Source organism: Achromobacter denitrificans NBRC 15125, from assembly GCF_001571365.1.
GTDB classification, from domain to species: Bacteria; Pseudomonadota; Gammaproteobacteria; order Burkholderiales; family Burkholderiaceae_B; genus Achromobacter; species Achromobacter denitrificans.
Map to the genome: position 1 here is coordinate 14,202 of NZ_BCTQ01000042.1, position 23,878 is coordinate 38,079.

At 68.4% G+C, this 23,878-nt stretch carries 27 protein-coding genes; 12 read left to right on the forward strand and 15 right to left on the reverse strand.

Going from position 1 to position 23,878, the window contains the following annotated elements; translation table 11 throughout:
- The 3 genes from ADE01S_RS26000 to ADE01S_RS26010 all read left to right on the forward strand — a co-directional run bounded on the left by ADE01S_RS26000 (nucleotide 1) and on the right by ADE01S_RS26010 (nucleotide 2,717).
- The gene (locus ADE01S_RS26000) at nucleotides 1–930 is read left to right on the forward strand and encodes a dihydrodipicolinate synthase family protein (RefSeq protein ID WP_062684636.1); all 930 of its coding nucleotides are present in this window, start codon (nucleotides 1–3) and stop codon (nucleotides 928–930) included.
- A gap of 105 nt (nucleotides 931–1,035) precedes the next feature.
- Entirely contained in the window at nucleotides 1,036–1,959 is a 924-nt protein-coding gene (locus ADE01S_RS26005; protein WP_062684637.1) for an ABC transporter ATP-binding protein, read from the forward strand.
- Nucleotides 1,956–2,717 (forward strand): ABC transporter permease, encoded by a 762-nt coding sequence (locus tag ADE01S_RS26010; RefSeq protein WP_062684638.1) that lies wholly within the window; start codon nucleotides 1,956–1,958, stop codon nucleotides 2,715–2,717. The genes ADE01S_RS26005 and ADE01S_RS26010 overlap by 4 nt, the downstream gene beginning before the upstream one ends.
- Here ADE01S_RS26010 and ADE01S_RS26015 read toward each other — a convergent pair whose 3' ends face one another.
- The 3 genes from ADE01S_RS26015 to ADE01S_RS26025 form a co-directional block, all read right to left on the reverse strand.
- Entirely contained in the window at nucleotides 2,718–3,416 is a 699-nt protein-coding gene (locus ADE01S_RS26015) for a glutathione S-transferase family protein (protein ID WP_087881448.1), read from the reverse strand.
- A gap of 121 nt (nucleotides 3,417–3,537) precedes the next feature.
- The gene (locus ADE01S_RS26020; protein ID WP_062684640.1) at nucleotides 3,538–3,951 is read right to left on the reverse strand and encodes a DUF4168 domain-containing protein; all 414 of its coding nucleotides are present in this window, start codon (nucleotides 3,949–3,951) and stop codon (nucleotides 3,538–3,540) included.
- A 209-nt stretch (nucleotides 3,952–4,160) separates the two neighbouring features.
- Complete coding sequence (locus tag ADE01S_RS26025) at nucleotides 4,161–4,973, reverse strand: sulfite exporter TauE/SafE family protein (protein WP_062684641.1); 813 nt, start codon at nucleotides 4,971–4,973, stop codon at nucleotides 4,161–4,163.
- Between the two features lie 123 nt (nucleotides 4,974–5,096).
- On the opposite strand from ADE01S_RS26025, the gene ADE01S_RS26030 reads away from it, so the two are divergent.
- A complete protein-coding gene (locus tag ADE01S_RS26030; RefSeq protein ID WP_062684642.1) occupies nucleotides 5,097–5,864 on the forward strand; it encodes an AraC family transcriptional regulator in 768 nt (255 codons plus the stop codon).
- A 15-nt stretch (nucleotides 5,865–5,879) separates the two neighbouring features.
- Here the strand turns inward: ADE01S_RS26030 and trhA are convergent, their stop codons facing one another.
- Nucleotides 5,880–6,524, reverse strand: a complete 645-nt coding sequence (trhA, locus tag ADE01S_RS26035; RefSeq protein ID WP_062684643.1) for a PAQR family membrane homeostasis protein TrhA — start codon at nucleotides 6,522–6,524, stop codon at nucleotides 5,880–5,882.
- A gap of 215 nt (nucleotides 6,525–6,739) precedes the next feature.
- Between trhA and ADE01S_RS26040 the strand changes: the two genes are divergently transcribed.
- Complete coding sequence (locus tag ADE01S_RS26040) at nucleotides 6,740–7,822, forward strand: extracellular catalytic domain type 1 short-chain-length polyhydroxyalkanoate depolymerase (RefSeq protein ID WP_062684644.1); 1,083 nt, start codon at nucleotides 6,740–6,742, stop codon at nucleotides 7,820–7,822.
- A gap of 86 nt (nucleotides 7,823–7,908) precedes the next feature.
- A complete protein-coding gene (locus tag ADE01S_RS26045; RefSeq protein WP_062684645.1) occupies nucleotides 7,909–8,424 on the forward strand; it encodes a DUF1993 domain-containing protein in 516 nt (171 codons plus the stop codon).
- Here ADE01S_RS26045 and ADE01S_RS26050 read toward each other — a convergent pair.
- The gene (locus ADE01S_RS26050; RefSeq protein WP_062684646.1) at nucleotides 8,421–8,924 is read right to left on the reverse strand and encodes a VOC family protein; all 504 of its coding nucleotides are present in this window, start codon (nucleotides 8,922–8,924) and stop codon (nucleotides 8,421–8,423) included. The two genes, ADE01S_RS26045 and ADE01S_RS26050, sit on opposite strands and share 4 nt — an antisense overlap.
- Before the next feature lie 29 nt (nucleotides 8,925–8,953).
- Nucleotides 8,954–9,310 carry a DUF1428 domain-containing protein gene (locus ADE01S_RS26055; protein ID WP_062684647.1) on the reverse strand — a complete coding sequence of 119 codons (357 nt, stop codon included), beginning with the start codon at nucleotides 9,308–9,310 and terminating at the stop codon, nucleotides 8,954–8,956.
- A 170-nt stretch (nucleotides 9,311–9,480) separates the two neighbouring features.
- Here ADE01S_RS26055 and ADE01S_RS26060 point away from each other — a divergent pair, with 170 nt between their 5' ends.
- Entirely contained in the window at nucleotides 9,481–10,461 is a 981-nt protein-coding gene (locus ADE01S_RS26060) for a GlxA family transcriptional regulator (protein WP_062684648.1), read from the forward strand.
- Nucleotides 10,462–10,480: 19 nt separating this feature from the next.
- Here ADE01S_RS26060 and ADE01S_RS26065 read toward each other — a convergent pair whose 3' ends face one another.
- The 3 genes from ADE01S_RS26065 to ADE01S_RS26075 all read right to left on the reverse strand — a co-directional run bounded on the left by ADE01S_RS26065 (nucleotide 10,481) and on the right by ADE01S_RS26075 (nucleotide 12,135).
- The gene (locus ADE01S_RS26065) at nucleotides 10,481–10,933 is read right to left on the reverse strand and encodes a GNAT family N-acetyltransferase (RefSeq protein ID WP_062684649.1); all 453 of its coding nucleotides are present in this window, start codon (nucleotides 10,931–10,933) and stop codon (nucleotides 10,481–10,483) included.
- Between the two features lie 18 nt (nucleotides 10,934–10,951).
- Nucleotides 10,952–11,506, reverse strand: coding sequence for a hypothetical protein (locus tag ADE01S_RS26070; protein ID WP_062684650.1), 555 nt, complete (start codon nucleotides 11,504–11,506; stop codon nucleotides 10,952–10,954).
- 224 nt (nucleotides 11,507–11,730) lie between these two features.
- Nucleotides 11,731–12,135 carry a RidA family protein gene (locus ADE01S_RS26075; RefSeq protein WP_062684651.1) on the reverse strand — a complete coding sequence of 135 codons (405 nt, stop codon included), beginning with the start codon at nucleotides 12,133–12,135 and terminating at the stop codon, nucleotides 11,731–11,733.
- A 140-nt stretch (nucleotides 12,136–12,275) separates the two neighbouring features.
- On the opposite strand from ADE01S_RS26075, the gene ADE01S_RS26080 reads away from it, so the two are divergent.
- The gene (locus ADE01S_RS26080; RefSeq protein WP_062684652.1) at nucleotides 12,276–13,202 is read left to right on the forward strand and encodes a LysR family transcriptional regulator; all 927 of its coding nucleotides are present in this window, start codon (nucleotides 12,276–12,278) and stop codon (nucleotides 13,200–13,202) included.
- Between the two features lie 74 nt (nucleotides 13,203–13,276).
- Here the strand turns inward: ADE01S_RS26080 and ADE01S_RS26085 are convergent, their stop codons facing one another.
- Together ADE01S_RS26085 and ADE01S_RS26090 are read right to left on the reverse strand one after the other, a co-directional pair.
- A complete protein-coding gene (locus ADE01S_RS26085) occupies nucleotides 13,277–14,992 on the reverse strand; it encodes an N-acyl-D-amino-acid deacylase family protein (RefSeq protein WP_062684653.1) in 1,716 nt (571 codons plus the stop codon).
- A gap of 26 nt (nucleotides 14,993–15,018) precedes the next feature.
- A complete protein-coding gene (locus tag ADE01S_RS26090) occupies nucleotides 15,019–16,029 on the reverse strand; it encodes a Bug family tripartite tricarboxylate transporter substrate binding protein (RefSeq protein ID WP_062684654.1) in 1,011 nt (336 codons plus the stop codon).
- A gap of 160 nt (nucleotides 16,030–16,189) precedes the next feature.
- On the opposite strand from ADE01S_RS26090, the gene ADE01S_RS26095 reads away from it, so the two are divergent.
- The gene (locus ADE01S_RS26095) at nucleotides 16,190–17,140 is read left to right on the forward strand and encodes a LysR family transcriptional regulator (protein ID WP_062684655.1); all 951 of its coding nucleotides are present in this window, start codon (nucleotides 16,190–16,192) and stop codon (nucleotides 17,138–17,140) included.
- Nucleotides 17,141–17,212: 72 nt separating this feature from the next.
- Here the strand turns inward: ADE01S_RS26095 and ADE01S_RS26100 are convergent, their stop codons facing one another.
- The 4 genes from ADE01S_RS26100 to ppk2 all read right to left on the reverse strand — a co-directional run bounded on the left by ADE01S_RS26100 (nucleotide 17,213) and on the right by ppk2 (nucleotide 19,802).
- Nucleotides 17,213–17,659: an SRPBCC family protein gene (locus tag ADE01S_RS26100; protein ID WP_062684656.1), complete on the reverse strand. Its 447-nt coding sequence runs from the start codon at nucleotides 17,657–17,659 to the stop codon at nucleotides 17,213–17,215.
- A 104-nt stretch (nucleotides 17,660–17,763) separates the two neighbouring features.
- Complete coding sequence (locus ADE01S_RS26105; protein WP_062684657.1) at nucleotides 17,764–18,492, reverse strand: TerC family protein; 729 nt, start codon at nucleotides 18,490–18,492, stop codon at nucleotides 17,764–17,766.
- Between the two features lie 179 nt (nucleotides 18,493–18,671).
- Nucleotides 18,672–18,926, reverse strand: a complete 255-nt coding sequence (locus tag ADE01S_RS26110; protein WP_062684658.1) for an RNA recognition motif domain-containing protein — start codon at nucleotides 18,924–18,926, stop codon at nucleotides 18,672–18,674.
- A 51-nt stretch (nucleotides 18,927–18,977) separates the two neighbouring features.
- Nucleotides 18,978–19,802 (reverse strand): polyphosphate kinase 2, encoded by an 825-nt coding sequence (ppk2, locus tag ADE01S_RS26115; protein ID WP_062684659.1) that lies wholly within the window; start codon nucleotides 19,800–19,802, stop codon nucleotides 18,978–18,980.
- 363 nt (nucleotides 19,803–20,165) lie between these two features.
- Here ppk2 and ADE01S_RS26120 point away from each other — a divergent pair, with 363 nt between their 5' ends.
- Genes ADE01S_RS26120 through ADE01S_RS26130 form a run of 3 tightly spaced genes read left to right on the forward strand, consistent with a single transcriptional unit; the run spans nucleotide 20,166 to nucleotide 23,872 of the window.
- On the forward strand, nucleotides 20,166–21,707 hold the full coding sequence (locus ADE01S_RS26120; RefSeq protein WP_062684660.1) for an efflux transporter outer membrane subunit: 1,542 nt from the start codon (nucleotides 20,166–20,168) through the stop codon (nucleotides 21,705–21,707).
- The gene (locus ADE01S_RS26125) at nucleotides 21,700–22,815 is read left to right on the forward strand and encodes an HlyD family secretion protein (RefSeq protein ID WP_062684661.1); all 1,116 of its coding nucleotides are present in this window, start codon (nucleotides 21,700–21,702) and stop codon (nucleotides 22,813–22,815) included. Before ADE01S_RS26120 ends, ADE01S_RS26125 begins: the two co-directional genes overlap by 8 nt.
- Nucleotides 22,805–23,872, forward strand: a complete 1,068-nt coding sequence (locus ADE01S_RS26130) for a DUF2955 domain-containing protein (RefSeq protein ID WP_062684662.1) — start codon at nucleotides 22,805–22,807, stop codon at nucleotides 23,870–23,872. The genes ADE01S_RS26125 and ADE01S_RS26130 overlap by 11 nt, the downstream gene beginning before the upstream one ends.
- Nucleotides 23,873–23,878 lie beyond the last annotated feature (6 nt).

The following is a 23,878-nucleotide window of genomic DNA, read 5'->3' on the forward strand; positions in this document are numbered from 1 at the left end:
ATGACGCTCTCCCAGACCCCGCGTTACCGCGGCATCTTCCCCGTCGTCCCCACGACCTTCACCGAGTCCGGCGAACTGGACCTGCCCAGCCAGAAGCGGGCGGTGGACTTCATGATCGATTCGGGCGTGGACGGCCTGTGCATCCTGGCGAACTTCTCCGAGCAGTTCGTGCTCTCGGACGACGAGCGCGAGATCCTGACGCGGACCATCCTGGAACACGTCGCGGGCCGTGTGCCGGTCATCGTGACGACCACCCACTTCAGCACCCGGGTCTGCGCGGCGCGCGGCCGGCGCGCGCAGGAGCAGGGCGCGGCCATGCTGATGATCATGCCGCCCTACCACGGCGCGACGATCCGCGTGCCCGAGGAACAGGTGCGGGACTTCTTCCAGCGCGTCTCCGACGCGGTCGGCATCCCCATCATGATCCAGGACGCGCCGGTGGCCGGCACGCCGCTGTCGGCCGCGCTGCTGGCGCGGATGGCGCGCGAGATCGAGCAGGTCTCCTATTTCAAGATCGAGACGGCGGGCGCCGCTTCCAAGCTGCGCGACCTGATCGCGCTGGGCGGGGCGGCGGTGGAAGGCCCCTGGGACGGCGAGGAGGCCATCACCCTGCTGCCCGACCTGGACGCCGGCGCCACCGGCTCCATGACCGGCGGCGGCTTCGCCGACGGCCTGCGGCCCATCATCGAGGCGCACCGGGCCGGCCGCCGCGACGAGGCCTACCGCCTGTACGAGCGCTGGCTGCCGCTGATCAACGTCGAGAACCGCCAGGGCGGCATCCTCACCGCCAAGGCCCTGATGAAGGCGGGCGGGGTCATCGATTGCGAGGCGCCCCGGCATCCGTACCCGCCGATGCGCCCGGAGGTCCGGGAGGGCCTGCTGGAAACCGCCCGCCGGCTGGATCCGCTGGTGTTGCGCTGGGGGCGCTAGGGGCCGCACACGGCGGTTTTCCAAACACACTGTTCCGCCACGCCAAACAAGCCCCGGCGGCGCGGCGGGTAAAATCCCTGGCTGTCGATCAAGTTGGGGGCGCGTGTGCAGCCGGTCATTTCAGTCCAGGATCTATCCAAGCGGTACGCATCGGGGTTCCAGGCGCTCAAGAACGTGAACCTGGATATCCAGCGGGGCGAGATCTTCGCCCTGCTCGGACCCAACGGCGCGGGCAAGACGACGCTCATCAGCATCATCTGCGGCATCGTCAATCCGTCCGGGGGCACCGTGCTGGCCGACGGCCATGACATCGTGTCCGACTTCCGCGCCGCGCGCGCCAAGATCGGCCTGGTTCCGCAGGAAATCTCCACCGACGCCTTCGAGAGCGTCTGGAACACCGTCAACTTCAGCCGCGGCCTGTTCGGCAAGCCGACCGACCACGCCTACGTCGAGAAAGTGCTGCGCGACCTGTCCCTGTGGGACAAGAAGGACAGCCGCATCATGGCGCTCTCGGGCGGCATGAAGCGCCGCGTCATGATCGCCAAGGCGCTCTCGCACGAGCCCGCGATCCTGTTCCTGGACGAGCCCACCGCCGGGGTGGACGTCGAGCTGCGCCGCGGCATGTGGGAGATGGTGCGGCGCCTGCGCGAAAGCGGCGTCACCATCATCCTGACCACGCACTACATCGAGGAAGCCCAGGAAATGGCCGACCGGATCGGCGTGATCCGCAAGGGCGAGATCATCCTGGTCGAGGAAAAGCACGCCCTGATGACGAAGCTGGGCAAGCGCCAGCTGGCCCTGACCCTGAAGGCGCCGCTGCCCGGCATCCCGACGGCGCTCGACGGTTTCCAGCTGGACCTGTCGGCCGACGGCTACAGGCTGGTCTACACCTACGACAACCAGGGCGGCGGCGAGATCTCGCGGCTGCTGCACGAACTGGGCAGGCTGGAGATCGAGTTCACCGACCTGAACTCTTCCGAAAGCTCGCTTGAGGATATCTTTGTCAGCCTGGTGCACGGTCAATCATGAATTTCTACGCCATCCGCGCTATCTACCTGTTTGAAATGGCCCGCGCGTGGCGCACGCTGATGCAAAGCGTGCTGTCGCCCGTGATCTCCACCTCGCTGTATTTCGTGGTGTTCGGCTCCGCCATCGGCTCGCACATGGTCGAGATCGACGGCGTGAGCTACGGGGCCTTCATCGTGCCCGGCATGATCATGCTGTCGCTGCTCACGCAGAGCATCGCCAACGCCTCCTTCGGCATCTACATGCCGCGGTTCTCCGGAACCATCTACGAAATCCATTCGGCGCCCATCTCCTACGTGGAGATCGTCATGGGTTACGTGGGCGCGGCCGCCAGCAAGTCCATCATCCTGGGGCTCATCATGCTGGCCACGGCGAGGCTGTTCGTGGCCTTCGAGGTGGCGCATCCGGTCTGGATGCTGGGCTTCCTGGTGCTCACGTCCGTGACCTTCAGCCTGTTCGGCTTCATCATCGGGATCTGGGCCGACGGCTTCGAAAAGCTGCAGATCATCCCGCTGATGATCATCACTCCGCTGACCTTCCTGGGCGGCACCTTCTATTCCATCAAGATGCTGCCGCCGTTCTGGCAGGCCGTCACGCTGTTCAATCCGGTCGTGTACCTCGTCAGCGGATTCCGCTGGGCGTTCTACGGGGTGTCCGACGTCAGCGTGGAAATCAGCGTCGGCATGACGCTGGGCTTCCTGGTGGCCTGCCTGCTCGGCGTGCGCTGGATCTTCAAGACGGGCTACCGCCTGAAGACCTGATCAGGAAGCGCCCGTGGGCGCGGCGCGCGCCATGCCGTCGAAGGCATCCAGCAAGCGCTCGCGCCACGCGTGGACGGGGTCGTCCGCGGCCAGCAGTTCCAGGGGGCTGGTGCAGCGGGCCCACATGAACATGCCGAACACCGCGTAGTCCGCGTAGGCGGGCCGCTCGCCGGCCAGCCACGGTTGCCGGCTCAGCGTCTGCCGCAGGGGCAGCAGCGATGCGCGCAGCGCGGCGATCTGTTCGCCGTAGCCGGCGGGCAGGTCTTCCAGCTTTCCGAAGCGCTTTTCGCGCGTCGCGCGGAAGTAGTCCTTGTCCTTGTCGTGGATCAGGCCGTGGATGCTGGGCAGCAGCAGGCGAGCGAGAGTCGGGACCAGCGTGGTATCGGCCCAGGAATTCGCGAACAGGCTCAGCGCCCGCCCGGCCGCGCCGCCGAACAGCGAGGGCCGCTCGGGGAAGGCGTCTTCGAGATAGCAGGCGATCTGCCACGAATCGCTGACCACGTGCGCGCCGTGCGCCAGCACGGGCACCAGCTTCTGGCCGGAAAAGTCGATGGCCTCTTTGTCGGTGAAGCGCCAGGGCACGGTCTCGGCGGACAGGCCTTTGTGGGCCAGCGCCATGCGCGTCTTCCAGCAGTGGGGGCTGAAGCGCAGCGACGGGTCGGCGCCCGCCAGGTCATAGAGGGTGAGGTCCGGCATCAAGATTCCGCGCTCCTTCGAGAGAACTTGGGGGAGAGAAACGGAAACAGGATAACTGGAGAACGAAAAAACGCCACGCGCCCGAAGGCGTGTGGCGTCTGCCGCGGCGGGGGCGACGGCGGCGCTACTGCGGGGCGAGCCCGCCCTTGCTCATGTTCATGACGCGCTGCTTGAGCTGCGGGTCCTGCTGCACGGCCTGGCCGATGCCGTTGAACTCTTCGACGGACAGCCCGTCGGCGCGGACCAGCTGCACCATCTTGGCGTCCGCTTCCTGCACGACCTTCTGCTTGGCTTCGTCGGTCTTGGCGGCGTCGACCTTCGGACGGTATTCGTCGACCACGCCGGAGATCTTCTGCGAAGCCGCGGCGTAGCGCTGCAATTGCTGATCGGTCGGCTGCATCGCGGGCGGGGGCGCCATTTGCTGTTGAGCCTGGGCCTGGGCTTGCGCCTGGCCGGCCGCCTGGGCAAAGGCGGGAGCACCGGACAGCGCCGTCGTCAGCACGGCGGCGGATAGGAATGCGTAAGTGGAACGCTGCATGAAACCTCCTTGTTCCGGTTGAGTGTCGAACCATGATGACGACCCGGCCGGCCCAGGGGCAAGTTTCGCGATGTGTTTTCCTGTTTCGGCAGGCCACCAGACGCGCGCGCATTCCGGGAGGGCGGCCCCCCGGGCGCGGCGGAAACGTTTTGCGCGCTTTCGTAGTCGCTGCTGGCCGCGATGTTTCCTTAGGTGTGCGCCTTTCGGCCCTAGACGAGCAGCATGCTCAGCATCACCAGCGCCAGCAGCAGCACGTAGACGCGGGCATGCAGGCGGTCGGGGATGCGCGGGATCAGCGGCGCGGCCAGCCGGATGCCCGCGAGCGAGCCCAGCGCCAGCGCCGCGAAGGCCAGCAGGTCCACGTAGCCGACGATCCAGGGCGCGAGCGCCTCGGGCAGGCCGCGGGCCGCCGCCATGTAGGCCAGCGTCCCCACCACGGCGACCGGCAGCGTCAGCGGATTGGCCATCGCCGCCGCCTTGGCCATGGGCAGGCCCCGGCGCCGCAGGAGCGGGACCGTCATGACGCTGCCGCCCACGCCCAGGAAGGCCGCGACGACGCCGATGGCCACGCCGCCGCCCACCAGCACGCCCGGGCCCAGCGGGCGCGGATCGGCCCCGCCTTGCGCCAGGAAACCCTGGCGCAGCAGGCAGTCCAGGATGGTCAGGCCGAGATAGGCGATGAAGGCGTCGCGCACCAGCCCGCCGCTGGCCTGGGTGGCGGCCAGCGCGCCCAGCAGCGAACCCGCCGCGATGAAGCCCGCCAGCGGCCAGACGTAGGCTCGCACGATGTTGCCCGCGCGCTGGTGCTTGCGCGTGGCCGCGGCCGAATTGACGATCATGACGCAGGTGGAGGTGGCCACGGCGATATGCATGGCCGCTTGCCCGATGGCGTCCTGCGTGCCGTGGGTGGCGGTCAGCACGCCGTACAGCACGGGCACCACGACGAAGCCGCCGCCGAAGCCGAACAGCACCGTCGTCACGCCGCTGAGACAACCGAAAAAAGCCAGAACCAGATAAACCATGCCGCCCGTCCTTCCAGGGAAAGCGTCACGATACGGCCGCGGGGCTTGGCTCGCTTTCGAGGATCGGACAATAATGTTCGCATTTCGGCCACAGATCCGCCGCCCGCCCGCGGCGCCCACGCCATGCGCAATGCCCACATCGACCGCTACGACCGCCTGGACCGCCCCGTCGTGGCCATCGGCAACGACTATCTGCCCGGCCAGCTGCTGCCCGCGCATGAGCATCGCCGCGCCCAATTGCTGTACGGCGCCACCGGCGTCATGCAGGTGGCCACGCGCGACGGCAACTGGGTGGTGCCGCCGCAGCGCGCCGTGTGGATTCCGGCAGGCGTCTCGCACGAGGTCCGCATGCTGGATGTCAGCACGCGCAGCGTCTATATCGAGCCGGGCGCGGCGCGCGCGGGCAGGCTGGCCTGCGAGGTGGTCGAGGTGTCGCCGCTGCTGCGCCAGCTTCTGATGGACGCGGTGGACATGCCCGCCGATTACGACCCGGCCGGGCGCGACGGGGCGTTGGCGGCCTTGCTGCTGCACGAGGTCGAGCGCGCGCCGGTTCTGCCCCTGCACATACCGCTGCCGGCGGACGAGCGCCTGGCCGCGTTGTGCCGGGCGTTCATCGCCGCGCCCGACGCGCGCGCGGCGCCGCAAGCCTGGGCCGGCCGCCTGCACGTCAGTCCGCGCACCTTCAGCCGCCATTTCCGCGAGCAGACCGGCATGGCGTTTTCGGAATGGCGCCAGCGCGCCTGCGTGGTCCTGGCCTTGTCGCGGCTGGCCTCCGGGGCGTCCGTCACCGCCATCGCGCTGGATTTCGGCTACCAGGGCCCGGCCGCGTTCTCCACCATGTTCCGGCGGGTGCTGGGGCGCGCGCCCACCGAATACCTGCGCGCGGGCTAGGGCCTGTCCCCCTGGTCAGGCCGCGTACCAGAGCACCGCGAAGAAGTGGCAGACGGTGCCGGCGAGCACGAACAGATGCCAGACGAAGTGGCTGTAGCGCCAGCGGTTGTCGAGCACGAAGAACACCACGCCGCCGGTGTATGCCAGCCCGCCCGCCACCAGCCACCACAGGCCGCCGGTGGGCACGCGCTCGATTAGCGGATTCACGGCGATCAGCACCAGCCAGCCCATGGCCAGGTACAGGCCCGTGGAAATGGCGGGACGGTTGAGCCGCTTGCTGGCCTTCAGGCCCACGCCCAGCAGCGCCATGCCCCACACCAGGCCGAACAACGTCCAGCCCCAGGGGCCGCGCAGCGCGCCCAGCGCGAACGGCGTATAGGTGCCGGCGATCAGGAGGTAGATGGCGGAATGGTCCAGCACGTTGAAGAACTGCTTGGCGCGGCTGCGGGGCAGGGCGTGATAGATGGTGGACGCCAGGTACAGCAGGCACATGGACGCGGCGAAGACCGCGGCGCCCGCGATGAAGGCGGCGTCGCCCTGGCGCACCGCCGCGACGATCAGGATGGGGGCCGAGGCCACGGCGGCGGCCGCGCCGACGCCATGGCTGATGGTATTGGCGATCTCTTCGCCTAGGGTCTGGGGTCTGTCGTCGGGAAACATGAATGCGTCTTGGTTGGCCGGAAGCTTCCACCTTAGGCGCTTTGCCCTCCCGCCTCAAGGCCGTCGCGGCGGTTTGCGCGCGCGATGCGCCGCCGATTTGATCTTGTGCAAACCGGGGGCGGTTCGCGGGCGCTTGCGGGCCCGATAAGGGCGTTACGGTGTGATACAGTCTTTGGCGGTGTCCTGCTCAATGGGTGTACTGGCCGAGGCCTCGAATGGCGCGCAGTTTTACCAGCCTGATTTTCAAAACCGCGAAGAAACTCGGCAGGCTGCAACGCGCGGCGCTGCGCGCGGCGGCTCCGCAGGCCGCCAAGCGGCGCAGCGCCACCCGGCGCAAGGCCACCGTCGCCGCCCGGCAGGCGGCCAAGTCCGCCAAGTCTGCCGCGCCCGCCGCGTCCTCCCTGGGCGACGGCCGCTGGGAAACCGCCCGGCAGTTTTCCGGCAGCCGCGGCCAGCGCCTCGCCTTCTCCCGCTATACGCCCGCTTCCGGTCCTCGCGCCGGCATGCCGCTGGTGGTCATGCTGCACGGTTGCCGGCAGACTTCCCAGGCTTTCGCCCGCGGCTCCCGCATGAACCAGTGGGCCGACGCCGGCGGCTTCATGGTGCTGTACCCGCAGCAGTCGCTCGCGCGCCAGGTGCAGCGCTGCTGGCGCTGGTTCCAGCCGGACGACGCGCATGGCGGCGCGGAGGCGGACCTCATCGCCGAACTGATCCGGGCCGAGTCGGCCCGCTTCCAGCTGGACCCCGAGCGCATCTATGTCGCGGGCCTGTCGGCGGGCGCCGGCATGGCGGCGCTGGTGGCCTTGCGCCATCCCGCGCTGGTCGCCGCCGTGGCCATGCATTCGGGCCCGGTGGTGGGCGATGCCCACAATGCGGCCAGCGGCATCGGCATCATGCGCCGCGGCACGCTCAAGCCGCTGTTGCCGCTGCTGGAGCGCGTGTCGGATCCCGCCGTCTTCCGCCTCGGCATGCCCGCCTTGATCCTGCAGGGCCAGCTCGATCCGGCGGTGGCGCCGCGCAACGCGCGCCAGTTGTTCGATCAATTCCGCGCGCTCAACGCGCTGCCGCCCGAAAGCACGCCGATCGAGCACGTGCTGGGCCTGGGCACCGAGAAAGCCTATCGCCGCGTGGACATGCTGCGCGGCCAGAACACCGTGCTGCGCCTGTGCGAGATCACGCGGCTGGAGCACGCCTGGAGCGGGGGCGACGCGTCGATCCGCTACCATGCGCGCGGCGGGCCCGACGCCTCGGCGCTGATCTGGCGCTTCTTCCAGGGGCAGCGCCGGTCCGCCGGCTGAGCGGCGCGCGCGGCGCCGGGAACGGGGTATGCTCGACGGACCGACGCGCCTCGCGCCGGCCCCATGTATCCTAGGGAATCATCGTCATGCCCCTGTCCATGCACCAGGCCAGCGCGCCTGTCTTCATCCGCGGCCTCACCGTCCTGTCCACCTTGCTGGAGAAAGCCGCCGCCCACGCCGCCGCGGCGGGCACCGATCCGGCCGAACTCATCAATGCGCGCCTCGCGCCGGACATGTATCCGCTGTCCGGCCAGGTGCAGCGCGCCAGCGACGCCTCCAAGTTCGCGGTGCAGCGCCTCTCGCGCGTGGAGGCGCCCCGGTTTCCGGACGAGGAAACCACGTTCGAGCAACTGCAGGAGCGCATCGCCGCGACGATCGCCTACCTGCGCGACGTGCCGGCGGACAGGCTGGACGGCGCCGAAAGCCGCAAGGTCAGCCTGGCCTTCGGCGACTTCAAGGCGGAGTTCCGCGGCGACGACTACCTGCTGACCTTCGCGCTGCCCAACTTCTATTTCCACGTCACGACGGCCTACGGCATCCTGCGGCAGGCCGGCGTGAAGATCGGCAAGCTCGACTTCCTGGGGCCGTATCCGCAGGCCTAGGACGGCTTCTTGGACGGGTCGCCGCAGCCTTCCATGTCGCCCATGGTGGCCATGTTGCGCTGGATCTCCTCCGGCGTCAGGTCCATCTTGTGCGTGGCGATGGACCAGCGGTGCCCGAAGGGATCCACCACCTGGCCGTAGCGGTCGCCCCAGAACATGTCCGCCACGGGCATCGTCACCTGGGCGCCGGCCGCCACGGCCTGTTTCATGGCGGCGTCCACGTCGTCCACGTACAGGTGCAGCGTGATCGGCGAGCCTTTCAGCGCCTTGGGGCCGAGGCTGCCCCATTCGGGGAAATCGTCCATCAGCATCAGCACCGAATCGCCGATGCGCACGGCCGCGTGCATGATCTTGCCGTTGGGGCCGGGCAGGCGCGCCAGCTCCTCGGCGTTGAAGGCTTTCTTGAAAAAGGCGATGGCGTCCGACGCGCCCTCGCACACGATGTGCGGGGTCAGGGTGTGCATGCCTTGTGGGATGGTTCGGGTTGCAGGGGTGCCCATATCGAGGCTCCTTGTAGTGTTGACAGGCCCTAGTTGCCTACCAGCGTGTTGAATCCCCCGAAGCACATCCGCTTGAAATCGAAAACGCCTTCGCAGCAGGTGTCCTTCAGGCGGGGATCCGCCATGACCTTGGCGTTGATGCGGTCCCGCTCCGCCTTGCTGGTATACAGGACCCACGCGAATATGACGGTTTCTCCCTCGCGCGCGCCCGCCGCCGCGCTGAACGAACCGAAGCCTTCGCCGTCGATGTCGTCGGCCACGGCTTCGCGGTAGTCCAGCGCGCCGTGTTCCAGCCAGACCGCCTGGGCCTGCCGCGCCATCTTCTGGTAGGTCTCCAGGTTGGCCTTGGGCACGCTCAAGAGGTAACCGTCTATGTACTTTTCCATCGTTGACTCCTTTGGTCCGCGTTGTTCTATTGCGCTTCGGGACACCCGCGAGCCGCCCGCCGCGCAACCCGGATCTGGCTCCGGTGAGTATCACTGTATCGGGATCGCGCGCACTTTCAGATAGGCGATTGCGACATTATTGAGGGTGGATTGCGACAGCCTGCAGGCGTATGCTTTGCGGGATGAAAAACATCGCGTTCCTGCTGCCCCAAGGGGCCAACATCGCGTCGCTCGAAACCGCCCGGCACGGCTTCCTGGTCGCCAACGACTACTTGGCCGCGCACGGGCGCGAACCCAGGTTCAAGGTGCGCACCCTGGCCTTGACGCGCGAGGTCAAGCTCGATGACGGGCGCATCACCGTGCAGGCCGATACGGTGCTGGCCGACGCCAGCGGCATCGACATCTGCATCGCGCCGCCGCTGCTGGGCTCGGTGTCCGACGCGGTGCTCTCCAACCGCGAACTGATCGAGTGGCTGTCGCGCCATCACCGCGAGGGCGGCGAGGTCGCCAGCCTGTGCATGGGCGCGGCGCTGCTGGCCGCCGGCGGCATCCTGGACGGGCAGCAGGCCGTCGTGCACTGGGTGGCGCAGAACCTCTACGCCAGCCTGTTTCCCAGCGTGCAATGGGTCAGCGACCGCGTCGTCATGGCGGACAACGGCATCTACACCAGCGGCGGCGCGTTTTCGGCCGCCCACCTGGTGCTGCACCTCATCGAGAAGTACACCGACCGCGACACCGCCATCTGGTGCGCCAAGTATTTCCAGCTGGACTGGAGCCGCCAGAGCCAGTTGCCGTTTTCCGTGTTCATGGGGCAGAAGGCGCATGCCGACGAGGTGGTGCGCGCCGTGCAGGACTACATCGAAGGCCGCTACACGGAAAAGATCACGGTCGAGGAACTGGCCGGGCGCCACGCCCTGGGCCGGCGCACCCTGGAGCGGCGGTTCCGCCAGGCCACGGGCAACAGCATCGTCGAATACGTGCAGCGCGTGCGCGTGGAGGCCGCCAAGAAGCGGCTGGAGACCTCGCGCAAGAGCGTGGCGGAAGTCATGTACGAAGTGGGCTACAACGACACCAAGGCCTTCCGCGACATCTTCAACAAATACTGCGGCATGTCGCCGGTGGGCTACCGCGAGCGCTATCACTACCAATAGCGCGCGGGCCCGCGCCGCTTCAGCCCTGGTAGCGGTACACCCGGGTATCGCGCATCATGAAGCCGGCCGATTCGTACAGATGGTGGGCCGAGAGCCGGCCGGGATTGGAGGTCAGGTCCAGCGACCGGACCTTCAACTCGCGGCTCTTGACGATGGCCGCGTGCGTCAGCGCCATCCCCACCCTCAGCCCGCGCGCCTGCTCGTCCACCACCACGTCCTCGATCCAGGCCCGCAGGCCCGTGGGGATGCGGAAATGCACCAGCGTCAGCGTGCCGACGATGCGCCGGTCTTCGCCCATGGTGGCGATGAACAGATGGCAGGCGGGCGAGCGGATGATCTCGTCCAGGGCCTCGCGCGTGAGCGGCGGCGCGGTCCGGGACAACTGCGGCAGCAGGCGCGCGAACGCCGCGACCAGGGTGTCGTCGGCCCGCGTGGCCAGGACGACTTCGACGTGATTTCCCAAAGGTTTCACCGGGGTCTCCCGCGAAAGCTACCTTGACGTTGTAGCCCACACCCGGTCGGGATACCAAGCGGTGAATTTCATCGCCGCGGCCAGCGCCGCCACCGTCACCACGATCGCGATGGACTGCGGCAGTTGCGGCCGGTAGACCAGCAGCGCGTCGGTCGCCGCCATGACCGCGAACGCCAGCGCCCAGGCCATGGCGATCGCATACTTCATGCGCGCGAAGCGGCGGCTCTTCCAGACGTACTCGGGTTGCTTCTCGCGCGCATACTCCAGCGTGAACGGCCTGCGCAGCGCGATCGACAGCAGCACGATGAACAGCACGCCGGTGTCCACGCGCAGGCGCGTTTCGGCGATCGTCCAGGATTCGGCGTCGACCATCGGCGCGTAGATCGTCAGCCCGGTGAACAGCGCCAGCGTGCCGGTCTCCATCAGCTTCAGGCGGCGTTCGGGGCTGATCCAGTCGCGCAGTACCAGCCCCGCGGAGACGAACGCGCCTGCCGCCAATCCTTCCAGCACGCCGACAGCCCTTTCTATGACGACAAACATGATGAAGGGCGCGAACGCCAGCAGGATGTTCATCTTGATTCCCCGACCTTGAGCGCGCCCCTGCGCGTTTGACGCGTCGCCCTGAGAATCAAGACGCGAACGTATCTATTTCTGCCTGTCCGCCAGGGTGCGGGATATCGCGCCATCCGTCCATCGACCGCCTGGACGGGGGCGAAAGGCCGGGGGCGGACTCCGCCGGGCGGCCGACGGGCGCCGCCGCGTCGGCCGGCCGGCGGGCCGGGATCGGGAAAAAGGCCTCAGCCGCCCGCCGCGTCCGGCAGCTTCGCGATCACCTTGATCTCGAACTGGAAGCCGTACAGCCAGGTCACGCCCACCGCCGTCAGCGTCGGGTGGGGCGCCTCGCCCCAATACGCCGGCACCACCTCCCAGATCGCCTCGAATTGCGATTGCGGATCGACCATGAAGACCGTGACGTCCACCACGTCGTCGAAGGTGGCGCCGGCTTCGGCAAGAATGGACTGCAGATGCTCGAACGCAAGCCGGACCTGGGCCCGCAGGTCGGGTTCGGGCGAGCCGTCCTCCCGGCTGCCCACCTGGCCCGACACGAACAGGAATCCGTTGGACCGGATCGCCGGTGAATAGCGGTTGCGTTCATAAAGCGCCCGGCGTCCGGGCGGAAAAACGACGTCGCGAGTTGCCATGAGTGTCCTCCATCAAAGGGCCGTTGCGGCCCGGCATCAACGATGAAGTCACTGTAAGCGGGCCGGCCGGGACCGATAAACGGGCAACTCCACCCATCACTGTTTGTAGAATCCAAACAATCAGCAGACAGGAGACGGGCATGGACCGATTCGATGCGATGCAGGCATTCGCCCGCGTGGTGGAAACCGGCAGCTTCACCAAGGCCGCCGAGACGCTGCACCTGAGCAAGACCAGCGTCACGCAGCTTATCCAGCAACTGGAGGCGCGGCTGCGGGTGAGGCTGCTGAACCGCACCACCCGGAAGGTGAACGTGACGGCCGACGGCGCCGCCTACTACGAGCGCGTGCTGCGCCTGCTGGCCGACCTGGACGACGCCGAGACCAGCCTGTCGGGCGCCTCGGCGCTTCCGCGCGGGCGCCTGCGGGTGGACGTGCCCAGCCCGCTGGCCCGGCTCGTCCTGGTGCCGGCGCTGCCGGCCTTCCACGCCCGCTATCCCGACATCCAGCTCGACATGGGCGTCAGCGACCGCATCGTCGACCTGATCGGCGAGAACGTGGATTGCGTGGTGCGGGGCGGCGAACTGGCCGACCAGTCGCTGATGGCGCGGCGCGTGGCGGACCTGCGGCTCGGCGTGTACGCGGCGCCCGCCTACCTGGAGCGCGCCGGCACGCCTGCGCATCCGGGCGAGCTGGAAGACACGCATCACCGCATCGTGGGCTTTCTGTGGTCGCGCACGGGCAAGGCGTTTCCCTACGCCATGCGCCGCGGCGCCGAGCGCATCAACGTGCAGGGCCGCCACGTGCTGGCGGTGGACGACGGCAACGCCTACCTGGCGGCCGGCCTGGCGGGGCTGGGCGTGCTGTGGCTGCCGGACTACATGTCCAAGCCCCACGTGGAGAGCGGCGAGCTCGTGCCCCTGTTCGACGGCTGGCGCCTCGATTCGATGCCGATGTACGTGGCGTTCCCGCCGAACCGCCACGTCAGCGCCAAGCTGCGCGTGTTCATCGAGTGGATCACGGAGCTGCTGGGCCAATACGCGCCGGCGCGCGGCGCGGATCGCGCCTGACGCGCGGCCGAGGCGGCGTATCCCCAGTCGCGCAGGAAGCCATCCGCGCCGCCTTCGGGGTAGCGGCGCCGTCGTCAACCATCCTGCCGCCTCGCGCCGCGCAGCAGCTTGCCGGGCAATGCGCCCGTGGCCTCGCCCCGCTCGAATATCGGCTGGCCGTCGACCAGCGTCGCCAGGTAGCCGTCGGCGCGCTGGATCAGCCGGCGTCCGCCGCCGGGCAGGTCGAACACCATCTCGGGGCAATGCACCTTCACCGCGTCGGGGTCGATGAGGTTGACGTCGGCCTTGTAGCCCGGACGCAGCAGGCCGCGGTCCAGCAGGCCGTACACGGCGGCGGTGTCGCGCGTCTGCCGCCGGACCACGTGCTCCAGCTCCAGCAGCGGTCCGCGGCGACGGTCGCGGGTCCAGTGGCTGAGCATGAACGTGGGCATGCTCACGTCGCAGATGTAGCCGCAATGCGCGCCGCCGTCGGACAGGCTGTTGACCGTGTTGGGGTGCTGCATCAACTGGTGCAGATGGTCCAGGTTCTCGTACGAATAGTTGAAGGAAGGGTAGTAGAGGATGGCCTGGCCGTCGTTCTCCAGCATGAGGTCGTAGACGATCTCCAGCGGCGGGCGGCCGCTGCGGCGCGCCATGGCGGCCACGCTTTCCTCCGGCAGCGGCTCGTAGTCGGGATCGCTGCCCAGGCGGTAGATCTTGTGGAAGCTGCTGAACAGCGTTTCGGCGCGGCGGTCCAGCAGGCCGCGCTGCTCGTTCATGATGCGGTTGCGGGTGCCGGGGTCGCGCAGGCGGGCGAGTTTTTCCGGGAAAGGGAGGGCATGCAGGGCCTGGTAGCCCGGATGCGCGATGAACGGATGCAGCGAGCTCTGCCACGAAAACAGGATGCCCAGCGGGCGTCCGCTGATGCCCGCCAGCAGCGGCAAGCCTTCCTCGCGCGCGCGGTCCAGGCTGCGCGCGATCTGCTTCCACACGTCGGGCGCGGCGTCGGTCTGCTGCAGGTTGAACAGCACCGGCAGGCGGTTGTGGCGCGCCAGCTGTTCCAGCCACGGCAGCTCGCCCTCCATGGCGGGGTGGTTCGCCGTCATCTGGAAGACGCCGTGGCCGGCTTCCCCCATCACCGATCCCAGCGCGGTGATCTCCTCGCCTGTGGCGAAGGTGCCGGGCGGGTACTTGCGCTCGTCGTACTTGTGCAGGAAGGTGCGCGAGGTGGAGAAGCCCACCGCGCCGGCGTCCAGCGCCTCGCGCACCAGCTCGCGCATGGCGATCAGGTCGGCGGGCGAGGCCTCGTCATGATGGATGGCGCGCTCGCCCATCACGTAGGCGCGCACGGCGCTGTGCGGGATCTGCGCGCCCACGTCCAGCGCCTTGGGGCGGCGGTCCAGCGCGTCGAGATACTCGGGAAAGGTCTCCCATTCCCACTGGATGCCCTCGGACAGCACCGAGCCGGGAATGTCCTCCACGCCCTCCATCACCTTGATCAGCCAATCGCGGCGCTCGGGCTTGACGGGCGCGAAGCCCACGCCGCAATTGCCCATGATGGCGGTGGTGACGCCATGCCAGGTGGACGGGCTCAGGTACGGGTCCCAGGTGGCCTGGCCGTCGTAGTGCGTATGGATGTCCACCCAGCCCGGCGCGACCAGGCAGCCGTCGGCCCGGATTTCGCGCCGAGCCGCGCCGGCCTTGCCTTCCGCCTGGACGATACGGCCGCCGTCGATGGCGAGATCCGCGGTGCGGCGGGGCTGGCCCGAACCGTCGACGAGGGTGCCGCCGCGTATGACCAGATCATGCATTGCGCTCTCCTTCAGATTCGAGCGGGTTACTGGAGCACCAGGCCGATGCGCCGGATCACGGCGCCCCAGCGCTCGCTGTCCTTCTGGACGATCTGCGCGAACGCCTTCGGCCCCGCGCCGCTGACTTCGTTGCCCTGCGACACGATGCTCTGCGTCACGTCGGGGCTGTCCAGCGCTTCGCGGAACACCTGGGCCACGCGTTCGGCCAGCGCCGGCGGCATGTCTCCGGGGCCGAAAATGCCTTGCCAGCCGACGATGTCCAGGCCGGGTATGCCTTGTTCCTTGAGCGTGGGCAGGTCCGGCAGCACGCTCAGCCGGCGGTCGGTGGCCGGCCCCAGCAGCTTGACCTTGCCGGCCCGCGCGTTCTCCACGGCGGTGGCCGTGCCGTCGAAATACACCTGCACCTCGCCGGCCAGCAGCGCGCGGCTGGCGTCGGCCGTGCCCTTGTAGGGCACGTGCACGATGTCGATGCCGGTCTGCTGCTTGAGGATCTCGCCGTTCAGGTGCGAGGTGGAGCCCAGGCTGTACGACGCGAAGTTCAGCTTGCCGGGGTGCGCCCGCGCGTAGTCGATCATTTCCGCCGTGGTCGAGAACGGCGCGTCCTTGTTGGCGACCAGCACCGTGGCCGACCGCACCGCCTGCAGGATGGGCGTGAAGTCCTTGACCGGGTCGTAGGGCAGCTTTTTGTACAGATGCGGGTTCTGGGTATGCGTGACGACGATGGTGTAGAGCAGGGTGTAGCCGTCCGGCGTGGCGCGCGCCACTTCCTGCGCGCCGATCATGGTGCCCGCGCCGGGCTTGTTGTCCACGATCACGGGCGCGCCGGTCCGTTGCGTGACCTTCATCGCCAGCATGCGCGCCAGCGCGTCCGACCCGGACCCGGCCGGGAACGGCACCACCAGGCGGATGGGTTTGCCGCTGCCCGGCCAGGGCGGCGCCTGCGGCGTGGGGGCGGCGGCCGCCGAAAGACAGGCCAGGGCGCCCAGCATCGCAGCTCCGCCTTTGCCCAACAACTCCAAGAAACGCTTGCGGTTCATGTTGTCTCCTCCTGGGGATAGGCAATGTCGCGCATTGCTCTGTATCGGGGTTCGCCACAGGGCGGCCGGTGCTGCTTTTTTCGGTCGCGGCAAGTTGTTTTAGTCTTGCCATTGACCGCAATCAAATGCATATTGAGCCGAATCTCAATGAGAAAAATGCATGACCCTCTCGATACGGTCGCTCCAGCACTTCGCGGTGCTCGCGGAGGAAAAGCACTTCTCGCGAGCGGCGCAGCGGCTGCACCTCACGCAGTCCGCGCTGACCCGCAGCATCCAGGCCCTGGAAGCGTCCCTGGGCCTGGTGCTGGTCGACCGCGCCTCCACCGGCGTCGTGCCCACGCAGGCCGGGCTCACGGTGCTGGAACGCGCGCAGCGCATCCTGGGAGAAACCCGCGACCTGCGCCGCGAGGCCGAACTGATCCGCGGCCACGACACCGGCCGCGTCAGCCTGGGCGTGGGCGTTTTTCCGGCGGCCGGATTCCTGTCGCCGCTGCTGGTGCGCATCGCGCGCGAGCATCCGGGGCTGAGCGTCCACGTGGAAGTCGAGAGTTGGCAGCGGCTGCTGGACAAGCTGTTGCAGGACAAGCTGGATTTCGCGGTGGCGGTCACCCATAGCCTGCCGCCGCCGGACGACTTCGCGGTCCGGCTGCTGCCGCCGCAGCATGGCGGCCTGTTCACCCGGGCCGGTCATCCGCTGCAGGGCGTGGCCAGGCCGCGGCTGCGCGCCGCGCTCGGGCAGTACCGCCTGGCCGCCACCGACCTGCCGCCCCGGGCGCGCGACTATCTGGCCCGCCTCTACCAGGTGGCGCGGCACGACGAACTGCCCATCGCCTTCGAATGCGACAGCGTGGCCGCGCTGCGCGATGTCGCGCTGGGCAGCGACGTGGTGCTCTTCTGCACGCGCGAGGCCATTGCCGCCGAACTGGCGCAGGGCCTGCTCGCGCCGCTGCCGCTGGCCTATCCGGCCACGGGCCAGCTCACCCACAGCGTCATCCACCGCGCGCGCCGCACGCTGTCGCCCACCGCCGAGCGCGTCATCGAACTGGTGCAGGAATTGCTGGCCGACGCGGCCGCGCCGCGCGCGCCCGCGAAAAAACTGCGCCGGCGCTAGGGCTCGCCGTCACGGACGGCGGCCTTGGTTGGCGCCGCGGGTCGCTTGTCGGTCGTGGGCCGGCTCCGGGCTTCAGTCGGGGATATCGGGTTCGACCAGGCGCCTGAGCTGGTCCAGGGAATCCTGCCAGCCCAGATAGCACATCTCGGTCGGGATCACGTCCGGGATGCCTTCCTGGCGGATGCTGACTTCCGTGCCGCAGGAAACCTGCCGCAGGGTGATGGTCGTCTGCATCCGGCCCGGCAGGTTCGGGTCGTCGAACTCGTCCGAATAGCGGATTTTCTCGTTCGGAACCAGTTCCAGGTATTCGCCGCCGAAGTCGTGGCTCTTGCCGGTGCCGAAGTTGCGGAACGACATCTTGTGCGTGCCGCCGACCTTGGCGTCCAGGCGATGGACCAGGCAGGTATAGCCGTAGGGGGGAAGCCAGCGCGCGATGGCGTCGGGTTCCAGGAAGGCCCGGTAGATGCGGTCGGGCGCCGCGATCATGACGCGATGGAGATTGACAGTGCCGGTAGTCATGGTGAGTCCGCCTTTCGGGAAGTTGTGCGTACTGACACGACGTACCAGTGGACCGGAAATCGACAGGGTTCAGCCTGGGGGAAACCCTGAATATGCACATCCCGTTACGAAGTCGATGCCGGTTCGCCGCCGGCCGGCCGCTTGCGCCGGCGGCGCGCCGCCAGCCATTTCCCGGCCAGGATGACCAGCGCCGCGCCCGCCAGTTCCACCCCCATCTTCAGCAGCGGCGCGGGCTGGCCCCAGCGCTCGACGATGAAGATGTCGGTGATGAGCATGCCGCCCGCGATCCATCCCAGCAGCCCCGCGCCGAACGTGACGGCCACTGGAAAGCGGTCGATCAGCTTCAGCACCAGGGTGCTGCCCCACACGATGATGGGCACGCTCACGCACAGCCCGAAGATGACGTAGTACAGCTGATGGTCGGCCTGGGTGTTCTGCGCCGCGCCCGCGATGGCGATGACGTTGTCCAGGCTCATCGCGAAGTCGGCCAGGATGATGGTCTTGATGGCCGACAGCACCGTGGTGCCTCCGGCCACGTTGCCGTGCGCGTCTTCTTCCGGCGCCAGCAGCTTGATGCCTATCCATACCAGCAGCAGGCAGCCCAGGGCCTTGAGGAAGGGGATGTCCAGCAGCACCAGCGCGAAGGCGATCAAGAGCACCCGCAGCAGCACGGCGCCCGCCGTGCCCCAGAGAATGCCGCGGATCCGCTGGCGCGGCGGCAGGTTGCGGCAGGCCAGCGCGATCACGACGGCGTTGTCGCCGCCGAGCAGGATGTCGATGAGGATGATCTGGAAGATGGCGCCCCAATGGAACGTCTCGATGGCCTGGAGCATGGGTATCCCGCCGAAAAGAACGATAGGGCGCGGCCGCCTGCGCGGCCCGGGAAGGCGGCGCCTGCCCCGCGCGTTTTCGGTCCATTCTAGGCAAGGGGCGCGCCAGGGCCGCGAGTAGTGGCGCTGCGTGCAGGGTTATGCGGACGGGGCCGGGGCGGCTCCGTCCGGGCTGTCCGGCCTCAGGGTATCGGTTCCCGCATGACCAGCGCGGAGAGCGTGTGGTTCTTCCAGAAGACCCGGTGGATGCGGGGCAGCAGGGTGCGCAGCGCCGCGGCGCTGCAGTCGTCGAATGTCACCAGGACGGCGGGCCGTTCCCCGGTGCTGGGAACGCGTTGGATGCGGTCGTACACGGGAAAGCCGTACTTGACGAGAAACTCGCGGATGTCGTCGTCGCTGGTGCTTTCCTCGACGGGATTGATGAGTAGGGCGGCCAAGATCGTATCTCCTTGGAGGAAGGCCGGCCCGCGGGCCGGGAGCGGCCTCGGTCAGTACAGTTCGGGCACGTGCCGCAACGGGCGGTTCGGCTCGCGGTAATCCCCTTGCTTCTGCCGCTTCGGCAGCTTGACCTTGCGCCTGGGCACGGGTTCGTACGGAATGCTCGCCAGCAAGTGGCTGATGATGTTCAGGCGCACCCGCTTCTTGTCGTTGGATTGCGCGACGAACCACGGCGCCACGTCGGTGTCGGAGGCCAGGAACATATCGTCGCGGGCCCGGGAATAGTCGTACCAGTGGCTGTAGGAATCCAGGTCCAGCTGGGAGAGCTTCCAGATCTTGCGTTCGTCGTTGATGCGCGCCTGCAGGCGGCGGGTCTGTTCCTCTTCGCTGACTTCCAGCCAGTACTTGAGCAGCAGGACCCCGGAGCCGATGATGGCGCGCTCGACCAGGGGCACGGCCCGCAGGAAGACCTTGACCTCTTCCTTGGAGCAGAACCCCATCACGCGCTCGACCCCGGCGCGGTTGTACCAGCTGCGGTCGAAGATCACGATTTCGCCGGCCGCCGGCAGGTGCGGCAGGTAGCGCTGCATGTACATCTGCGTCTTTTCGCGATCGGACGGGGCGGGCAGGGCGATCACCCGGAAAATGCGCGGGCTCACGCGCTCGGTGAGCGCCTTGATGGTGCCGCCCTTGCCCGCGCCGTCGCGTCCTTCGAACAGCACGCAGACCTTGGCGCCCGTGCGCACGACCCATTCCTGCAGCTTGACCAGTTCCACGTGCAGGCGGGCGAGTTCCTTCTCGTAGTCCTTGGTCGATAGCTTGGTTTGCGCGGGCGGTTTTTCTTCTTTTCCTGCGGCCTTCTTCCGAGCGGTCATGATGGCACTCCAGAATGCATTGCTGGGAACCTTCGGGAACCTGCGCGTGGTGGCGCGCTTTCGAATGTAGCGCCGCCGCCCGGCGTTGTACATGGGGAGGAAACCTCGTGTCCGCCCCCCTCTGGCGAGAAGCCGAAAAGCTCAATAGAATCGATTGGCGAGTTGAAAATTCCATCCTGAAACGGCGGCACCCAGCCAAGGAGAACAGGCCTCTTTCGATTTCGACCGCCCGGTGCTTGCGCGGGGCCGGCAGAGTCGCCGGATAGCGCCCGCCCGGGTCCCCAGGTGTTCGCGCGGCAGGCCTGGCGGTATCCGGGTCGGCGCGGACGGTTGCGGTTAGGCTCTCGACCGACCGGATACTCGATGTCGCTGCGGACTTGTTTGAAACGGCTGCTGGTGCTCGGCGTCATCGGCCTCGGCGGTTGCGTGCAGCTCGGGCCCGACTTCGAGCCCCAGCGCGAACCCTGGACGGACAACTGGGACACGGCCGCGCTCCAGCAGGCCAGCCGTGCCGACGCGCAGCCGGATGCCCGGCAGTGGTGGCGGATCTTCGACGATCCCGTCCTCGAATACCTGATCGCCCAGGCCGACGCCAACAACAGCGGGCTGCGCATCGCCGGCTTGCGCATCATGGAAGCCCGCGCCCAGCTCGGCATCGCCCGCAGCGGCCGCTATCCACAGGTCCAGGTGGTGAGCGGCGACGCCCTGTACGTGCGCCGCTCCTCGCGTTCCGCCGAAGGCAATCCCCGGCCCAGCAGCTTCTGGCAGTACAGCGCCGGGTTCGACATCGGTTGGGAGCTCGATTTCTGGGGACGCTTCAGCCGCGCGATCGAGTCGGCGGATGCCGCCTATTTCGAGGCGCAGGCCAATCGCGAAGACGTGCTGGTGCTGCTGCATGCCCAGCTCGCCGACACCTATTTCACCTTGCGCACCACCGAGGCCCGGCTGCGGATCGCCCGCGACAACGCCGTCATCCAGAAGCGCAGCTACGAAATCACCCAGAAGCTGTACGCCAGCGGCGAAAGCGACGAACTCGATCTCCAGCAGGCCAAGACGCAGTACCTGACCACGCTGGGCACCATTCCCGATTTCGAAAGCCAGATCCTGCAGGCGCGCAATGCGCTGGCGGTGCTCATCGGCCGCCCGCCCGGCTCCATCCCGCAATTGGCGGAGAAGGAGGCGGTCGTGCCCTTGATCGACCGCGCGGTCCTGCAGGACGTGCCCGCCAAGCTGTTGCTGCGCCGGCCCGACATCCGCGCCGCCGAATTGCGCATCGCCGCGCAGTCCGCGCAGATCGGCGTGGCCAAGGCGGATCTCTATCCCTCGCTGACCCTGCTGGGCAGCATCGCCTGGACCGCCACCTCGCTCGCGGGCACCGGCGGCAGCCTGGCCTTGCTGGGCGGCCCGGCCCTCAGCTGGAACGTGTTCGACCACGGCCGCCTGCAGAACAATGTGCGCGTCCAGGACGCCCGGCTCCAGCAGCTGATCGTGGCCTACCAGGACGACGTGCGCCAGGCCGCGCGCGAAGCCGACGACGCCGCCAGCGGCTTGATCAAGGCCCTGGAGCGCGACGGCATCCTGCGGCAGTCGGCGCAGGCGGCGCAGCGCTCCCTGACGCTGGCCAACGCCCTCTATCGCGAAGGCTATTCGGATTTCCAGCGGGTGCTGGACGCGCAGCGCGCGCTGGCGTCCCAGCAGGACGCCTACGTGGCCAACCGCGGCGGCGCGGTGGGCGACCTGATCGCCCTGTACAAGGCGCTGGGCGGCGGCTGGCACAGCGAAGAGCCGGTGCTCGATCCGGCCACCCGCGAGCAGATGCAGCGCCGCACCGACTGGGGAGACCTGCTGGTCGAGCCCGACCCAGCCGCCACGCCCCTCGCGAAAAAGGGAAGACCCGATGAGTAAACCCGCGCCGCCCGCCGTCCCGCCCGCGCAGCCCGAGCCGGATCCCGCCAGGAAAGGCGTCCGCTGGGTCGTGCTGCTCATCGCGCTGAGCCTCGTGTGGTACCTGCTGGCCGACCGCTACACGCCCTATACCCAGCAGGCGCGGGTGGACGCCTTCGTCATTCCGGTGGCCTCCGAAGTGTCCGGTCGCGTCACCAGGGTGTACGTCGGCAACAACCAGGACGTGCAGGCGGGAGCGGTGCTGTTCGACGTCGATCCGGAGCACTACCGCATCGCCGTGGACCGCGCCCGGGCGGACCTGGACTCGATGCGCAGGCAGATCGGCGCCAGCACGGCGGGCATCGATTCCGCGCAGGCCTCGTTGCGCGCGGCGCAGGCCAATGAATTGAAGGCGCGGCAGGACAGCAGCCGGCTCGAACGGCTCTACCGCGAAGACCGCGGCACGATTTCGCTGCGCCGCCTGGAGATCGCCCGGGCCAGCCTGGAGCAGGCGATCAGCCAGGTCGCGGCGGCGCGCGCCGAAGTGCAGCGCGCGCGCGAACAGGAGGGCGGCAGCGACGAGGACAACGCCAAGCTGCGCAGCGCCGCCGCCGCGGTGGAGAAAGCCGAGCTCGACCTCGCCAACACGCAGGTGCGCGCTCGCTCGGCCGGGCTGATCACCGACCTGCGCACCGATACCGGGCAGTTCGCCGCCGCCGGCAAGCCGGTCATGACGCTGATCTCCATCCACGACGTCTGGATCAGCGCCGAGATGACGGAGAACAACCTCGGCCACATCGAGCCGGGCACGCCGGTCGGGATCATCCTGGACGCGCTGCCCGGCCGCATCTTCGACGGCCGGGTGCGCAGCGTGGGCTATGGCGTCAACGTCGGGCCGGGCACGCCGCCGGGCAGCCTGCCGACCGTCCAGAACAGCCGCGACTGGCTGCGTCCGGCCCAGCGCTTTCCGGTCATCGTAGAGTTCGACCGCGACGATCTGCCCACCCTGCGCGACGTGCGCGTGGGCGGCCAGGCCGAGGTCATGGCCTTTCCCAGTTCCGGCAACCCGCTCAATCCGCTCGGCCGGATCTACCTGCGCTTCATGAGCTGGCTTTCCTATGCCTACTGACGCCACGGCCCCCCGGCACGATCCCCGCGGCGCGCGCGCGCTGCGGCTGGGCGTGGGCACCGCGCTCTGCCTGGCGATCGGCTTCGGCTTCGACCTGCCCATCCCCATGGTCGCGCCCGTGCTCGGCGTGTTCCTGCTGGCCTCGATGAACCGCCCCTTGTCGCTCAAGAGCGGGCTCGCCCTGGTCCTGGTGGTGGTGTTCACCACCGCGACCGGCCTGCTGCTCAGCCCGCTGCTGCGCTACTACCCGATGGGCGGCGTGCTGCTGATTGGCCTCTGCCTTTTCCTCGCCTTTCGCTGGGGCCTGCGCGGCGGCAACGGCCTCGCCTCGCTGTTCCTGATCATCGGCCTGACCATCATTTCCGCCGCGGGCACCATCGACTTCCGGCTGGCCGCCACGGCGGTAGAAGCCTTGGCCAAGGGGCTGCTGGTCGCGGTTGCCGTGCTGGGTTGCTGCCATTGGCTGTTCCCCGAGTCCGCGGATGCGCCGGCGCCGCCCGCGGCGCCCGTCCTGCCCGCGCCCCAGGCCAGCAGGATGGCCCTGCGCGCCACGCTGGTCGTGCTGCCCGCCTTCCTGCTGGCGCTGACCGATCCGCTGGGCTACATGCCGATCATCCTGAAATCGGTCAGCCTGGGCCGGCAGAGCTGCGTCACGGCGGCGCATGGCGCGGCGCGCGAACTGCTCGGTTCCACGCTGCTCGGCGGCCTGCTGGCCGTGGCCTTCTGGTGCGCCTTGAGCCTGTTCGTCAGCCTGTGGATGTTCTTTCTCTGGATGCTGCTTTTCGGCCTGCTGGCCGCCCGCAAGCTGTATCGGCTGAGCCCGACCCGGCATCCGGCCAGCTTCTGGCTGAACACGCTCGTCACGCTCGTCATCCTGCTGGGCCAGTCGGTGCAGGACAGCGTCGCGGGCAAGGACGTCTACACCGCTTTCGCCGTGCGCATGGGGTTGTTCATCGCCGTCACCCTCTACGCCTGCCTGATGCTGCATTTGTTCGAACCGCGGCGCCGCGCGCCGCAACCGCCGGGGCTGTCCGACCCGGCTCCCTCAGACGCCTGAAGAGGA

Bases quoted from the DNA above. Each gene is read 5' to 3' on its own strand.
- ADE01S_RS26000 (WP_062684636.1), top strand. From the start codon at position 1: ATGACGCTCTCCCAGACCCCGCGTTACCGCGGCATCTTCCCCGTCGTC.
- ADE01S_RS26120 (WP_062684660.1), top strand. From the start codon at position 20,166: ATGTCGCTGCGGACTTGTTTGAAACGGCTGCTGGTGCTCGGCGTCATC.
- ADE01S_RS26045 (WP_062684645.1), top strand. From the start codon at position 7,909: ATGCCCCTGTCCATGCACCAGGCCAGCGCGCCTGTCTTCATCCGCGGC.
- ADE01S_RS26075 (WP_062684651.1), bottom strand. From the start codon at position 12,135: ATGGCAACTCGCGACGTCGTTTTTCCGCCCGGACGCCGGGCGCTTTAT.
- ADE01S_RS26070 (WP_062684650.1), bottom strand. From the start codon at position 11,506: ATGAACATCCTGCTGGCGTTCGCGCCCTTCATCATGTTTGTCGTCATA.
- ADE01S_RS26080 (WP_062684652.1), top strand. From the start codon at position 12,276: ATGGACCGATTCGATGCGATGCAGGCATTCGCCCGCGTGGTGGAAACC.
- ADE01S_RS26105 (WP_062684657.1), bottom strand. From the start codon at position 18,492: ATGCTCCAGGCCATCGAGACGTTCCATTGGGGCGCCATCTTCCAGATC.
- ADE01S_RS26025 (WP_062684641.1), bottom strand. From the start codon at position 4,973: ATGGTTTATCTGGTTCTGGCTTTTTTCGGTTGTCTCAGCGGCGTGACG.
- ADE01S_RS26050 (WP_062684646.1), bottom strand. From the start codon at position 8,924: ATGGGCACCCCTGCAACCCGAACCATCCCACAAGGCATGCACACCCTG.
- ADE01S_RS26020 (WP_062684640.1), bottom strand. From the start codon at position 3,951: ATGCAGCGTTCCACTTACGCATTCCTATCCGCCGCCGTGCTGACGACG.
- ADE01S_RS26130 (WP_062684662.1), top strand. From the start codon at position 22,805: ATGCCTACTGACGCCACGGCCCCCCGGCACGATCCCCGCGGCGCGCGC.
- ADE01S_RS26085 (WP_062684653.1), bottom strand. From the start codon at position 14,992: ATGCATGATCTGGTCATACGCGGCGGCACCCTCGTCGACGGTTCGGGC.
- ADE01S_RS26055 (WP_062684647.1), bottom strand. From the start codon at position 9,310: ATGGAAAAGTACATAGACGGTTACCTCTTGAGCGTGCCCAAGGCCAAC.
- ADE01S_RS26030 (WP_062684642.1), top strand. From the start codon at position 5,097: ATGCGCAATGCCCACATCGACCGCTACGACCGCCTGGACCGCCCCGTC.
- ADE01S_RS26125 (WP_062684661.1), top strand. From the start codon at position 21,700: ATGAGTAAACCCGCGCCGCCCGCCGTCCCGCCCGCGCAGCCCGAGCCG.
- ADE01S_RS26040 (WP_062684644.1), top strand. From the start codon at position 6,740: ATGGCGCGCAGTTTTACCAGCCTGATTTTCAAAACCGCGAAGAAACTC.
- ADE01S_RS26090 (WP_062684654.1), bottom strand. From the start codon at position 16,029: ATGAACCGCAAGCGTTTCTTGGAGTTGTTGGGCAAAGGCGGAGCTGCG.
- ADE01S_RS26100 (WP_062684656.1), bottom strand. From the start codon at position 17,659: ATGACTACCGGCACTGTCAATCTCCATCGCGTCATGATCGCGGCGCCC.
- trhA (WP_062684643.1), bottom strand. From the start codon at position 6,524: ATGTTTCCCGACGACAGACCCCAGACCCTAGGCGAAGAGATCGCCAAT.
- ppk2 (WP_062684659.1), bottom strand. From the start codon at position 19,802: ATGACCGCTCGGAAGAAGGCCGCAGGAAAAGAAGAAAAACCGCCCGCG.
- ADE01S_RS26060 (WP_062684648.1), top strand. From the start codon at position 9,481: ATGCTTTGCGGGATGAAAAACATCGCGTTCCTGCTGCCCCAAGGGGCC.
- ADE01S_RS26095 (WP_062684655.1), top strand. From the start codon at position 16,190: ATGACCCTCTCGATACGGTCGCTCCAGCACTTCGCGGTGCTCGCGGAG.
- ADE01S_RS26010 (WP_062684638.1), top strand. From the start codon at position 1,956: ATGAATTTCTACGCCATCCGCGCTATCTACCTGTTTGAAATGGCCCGC.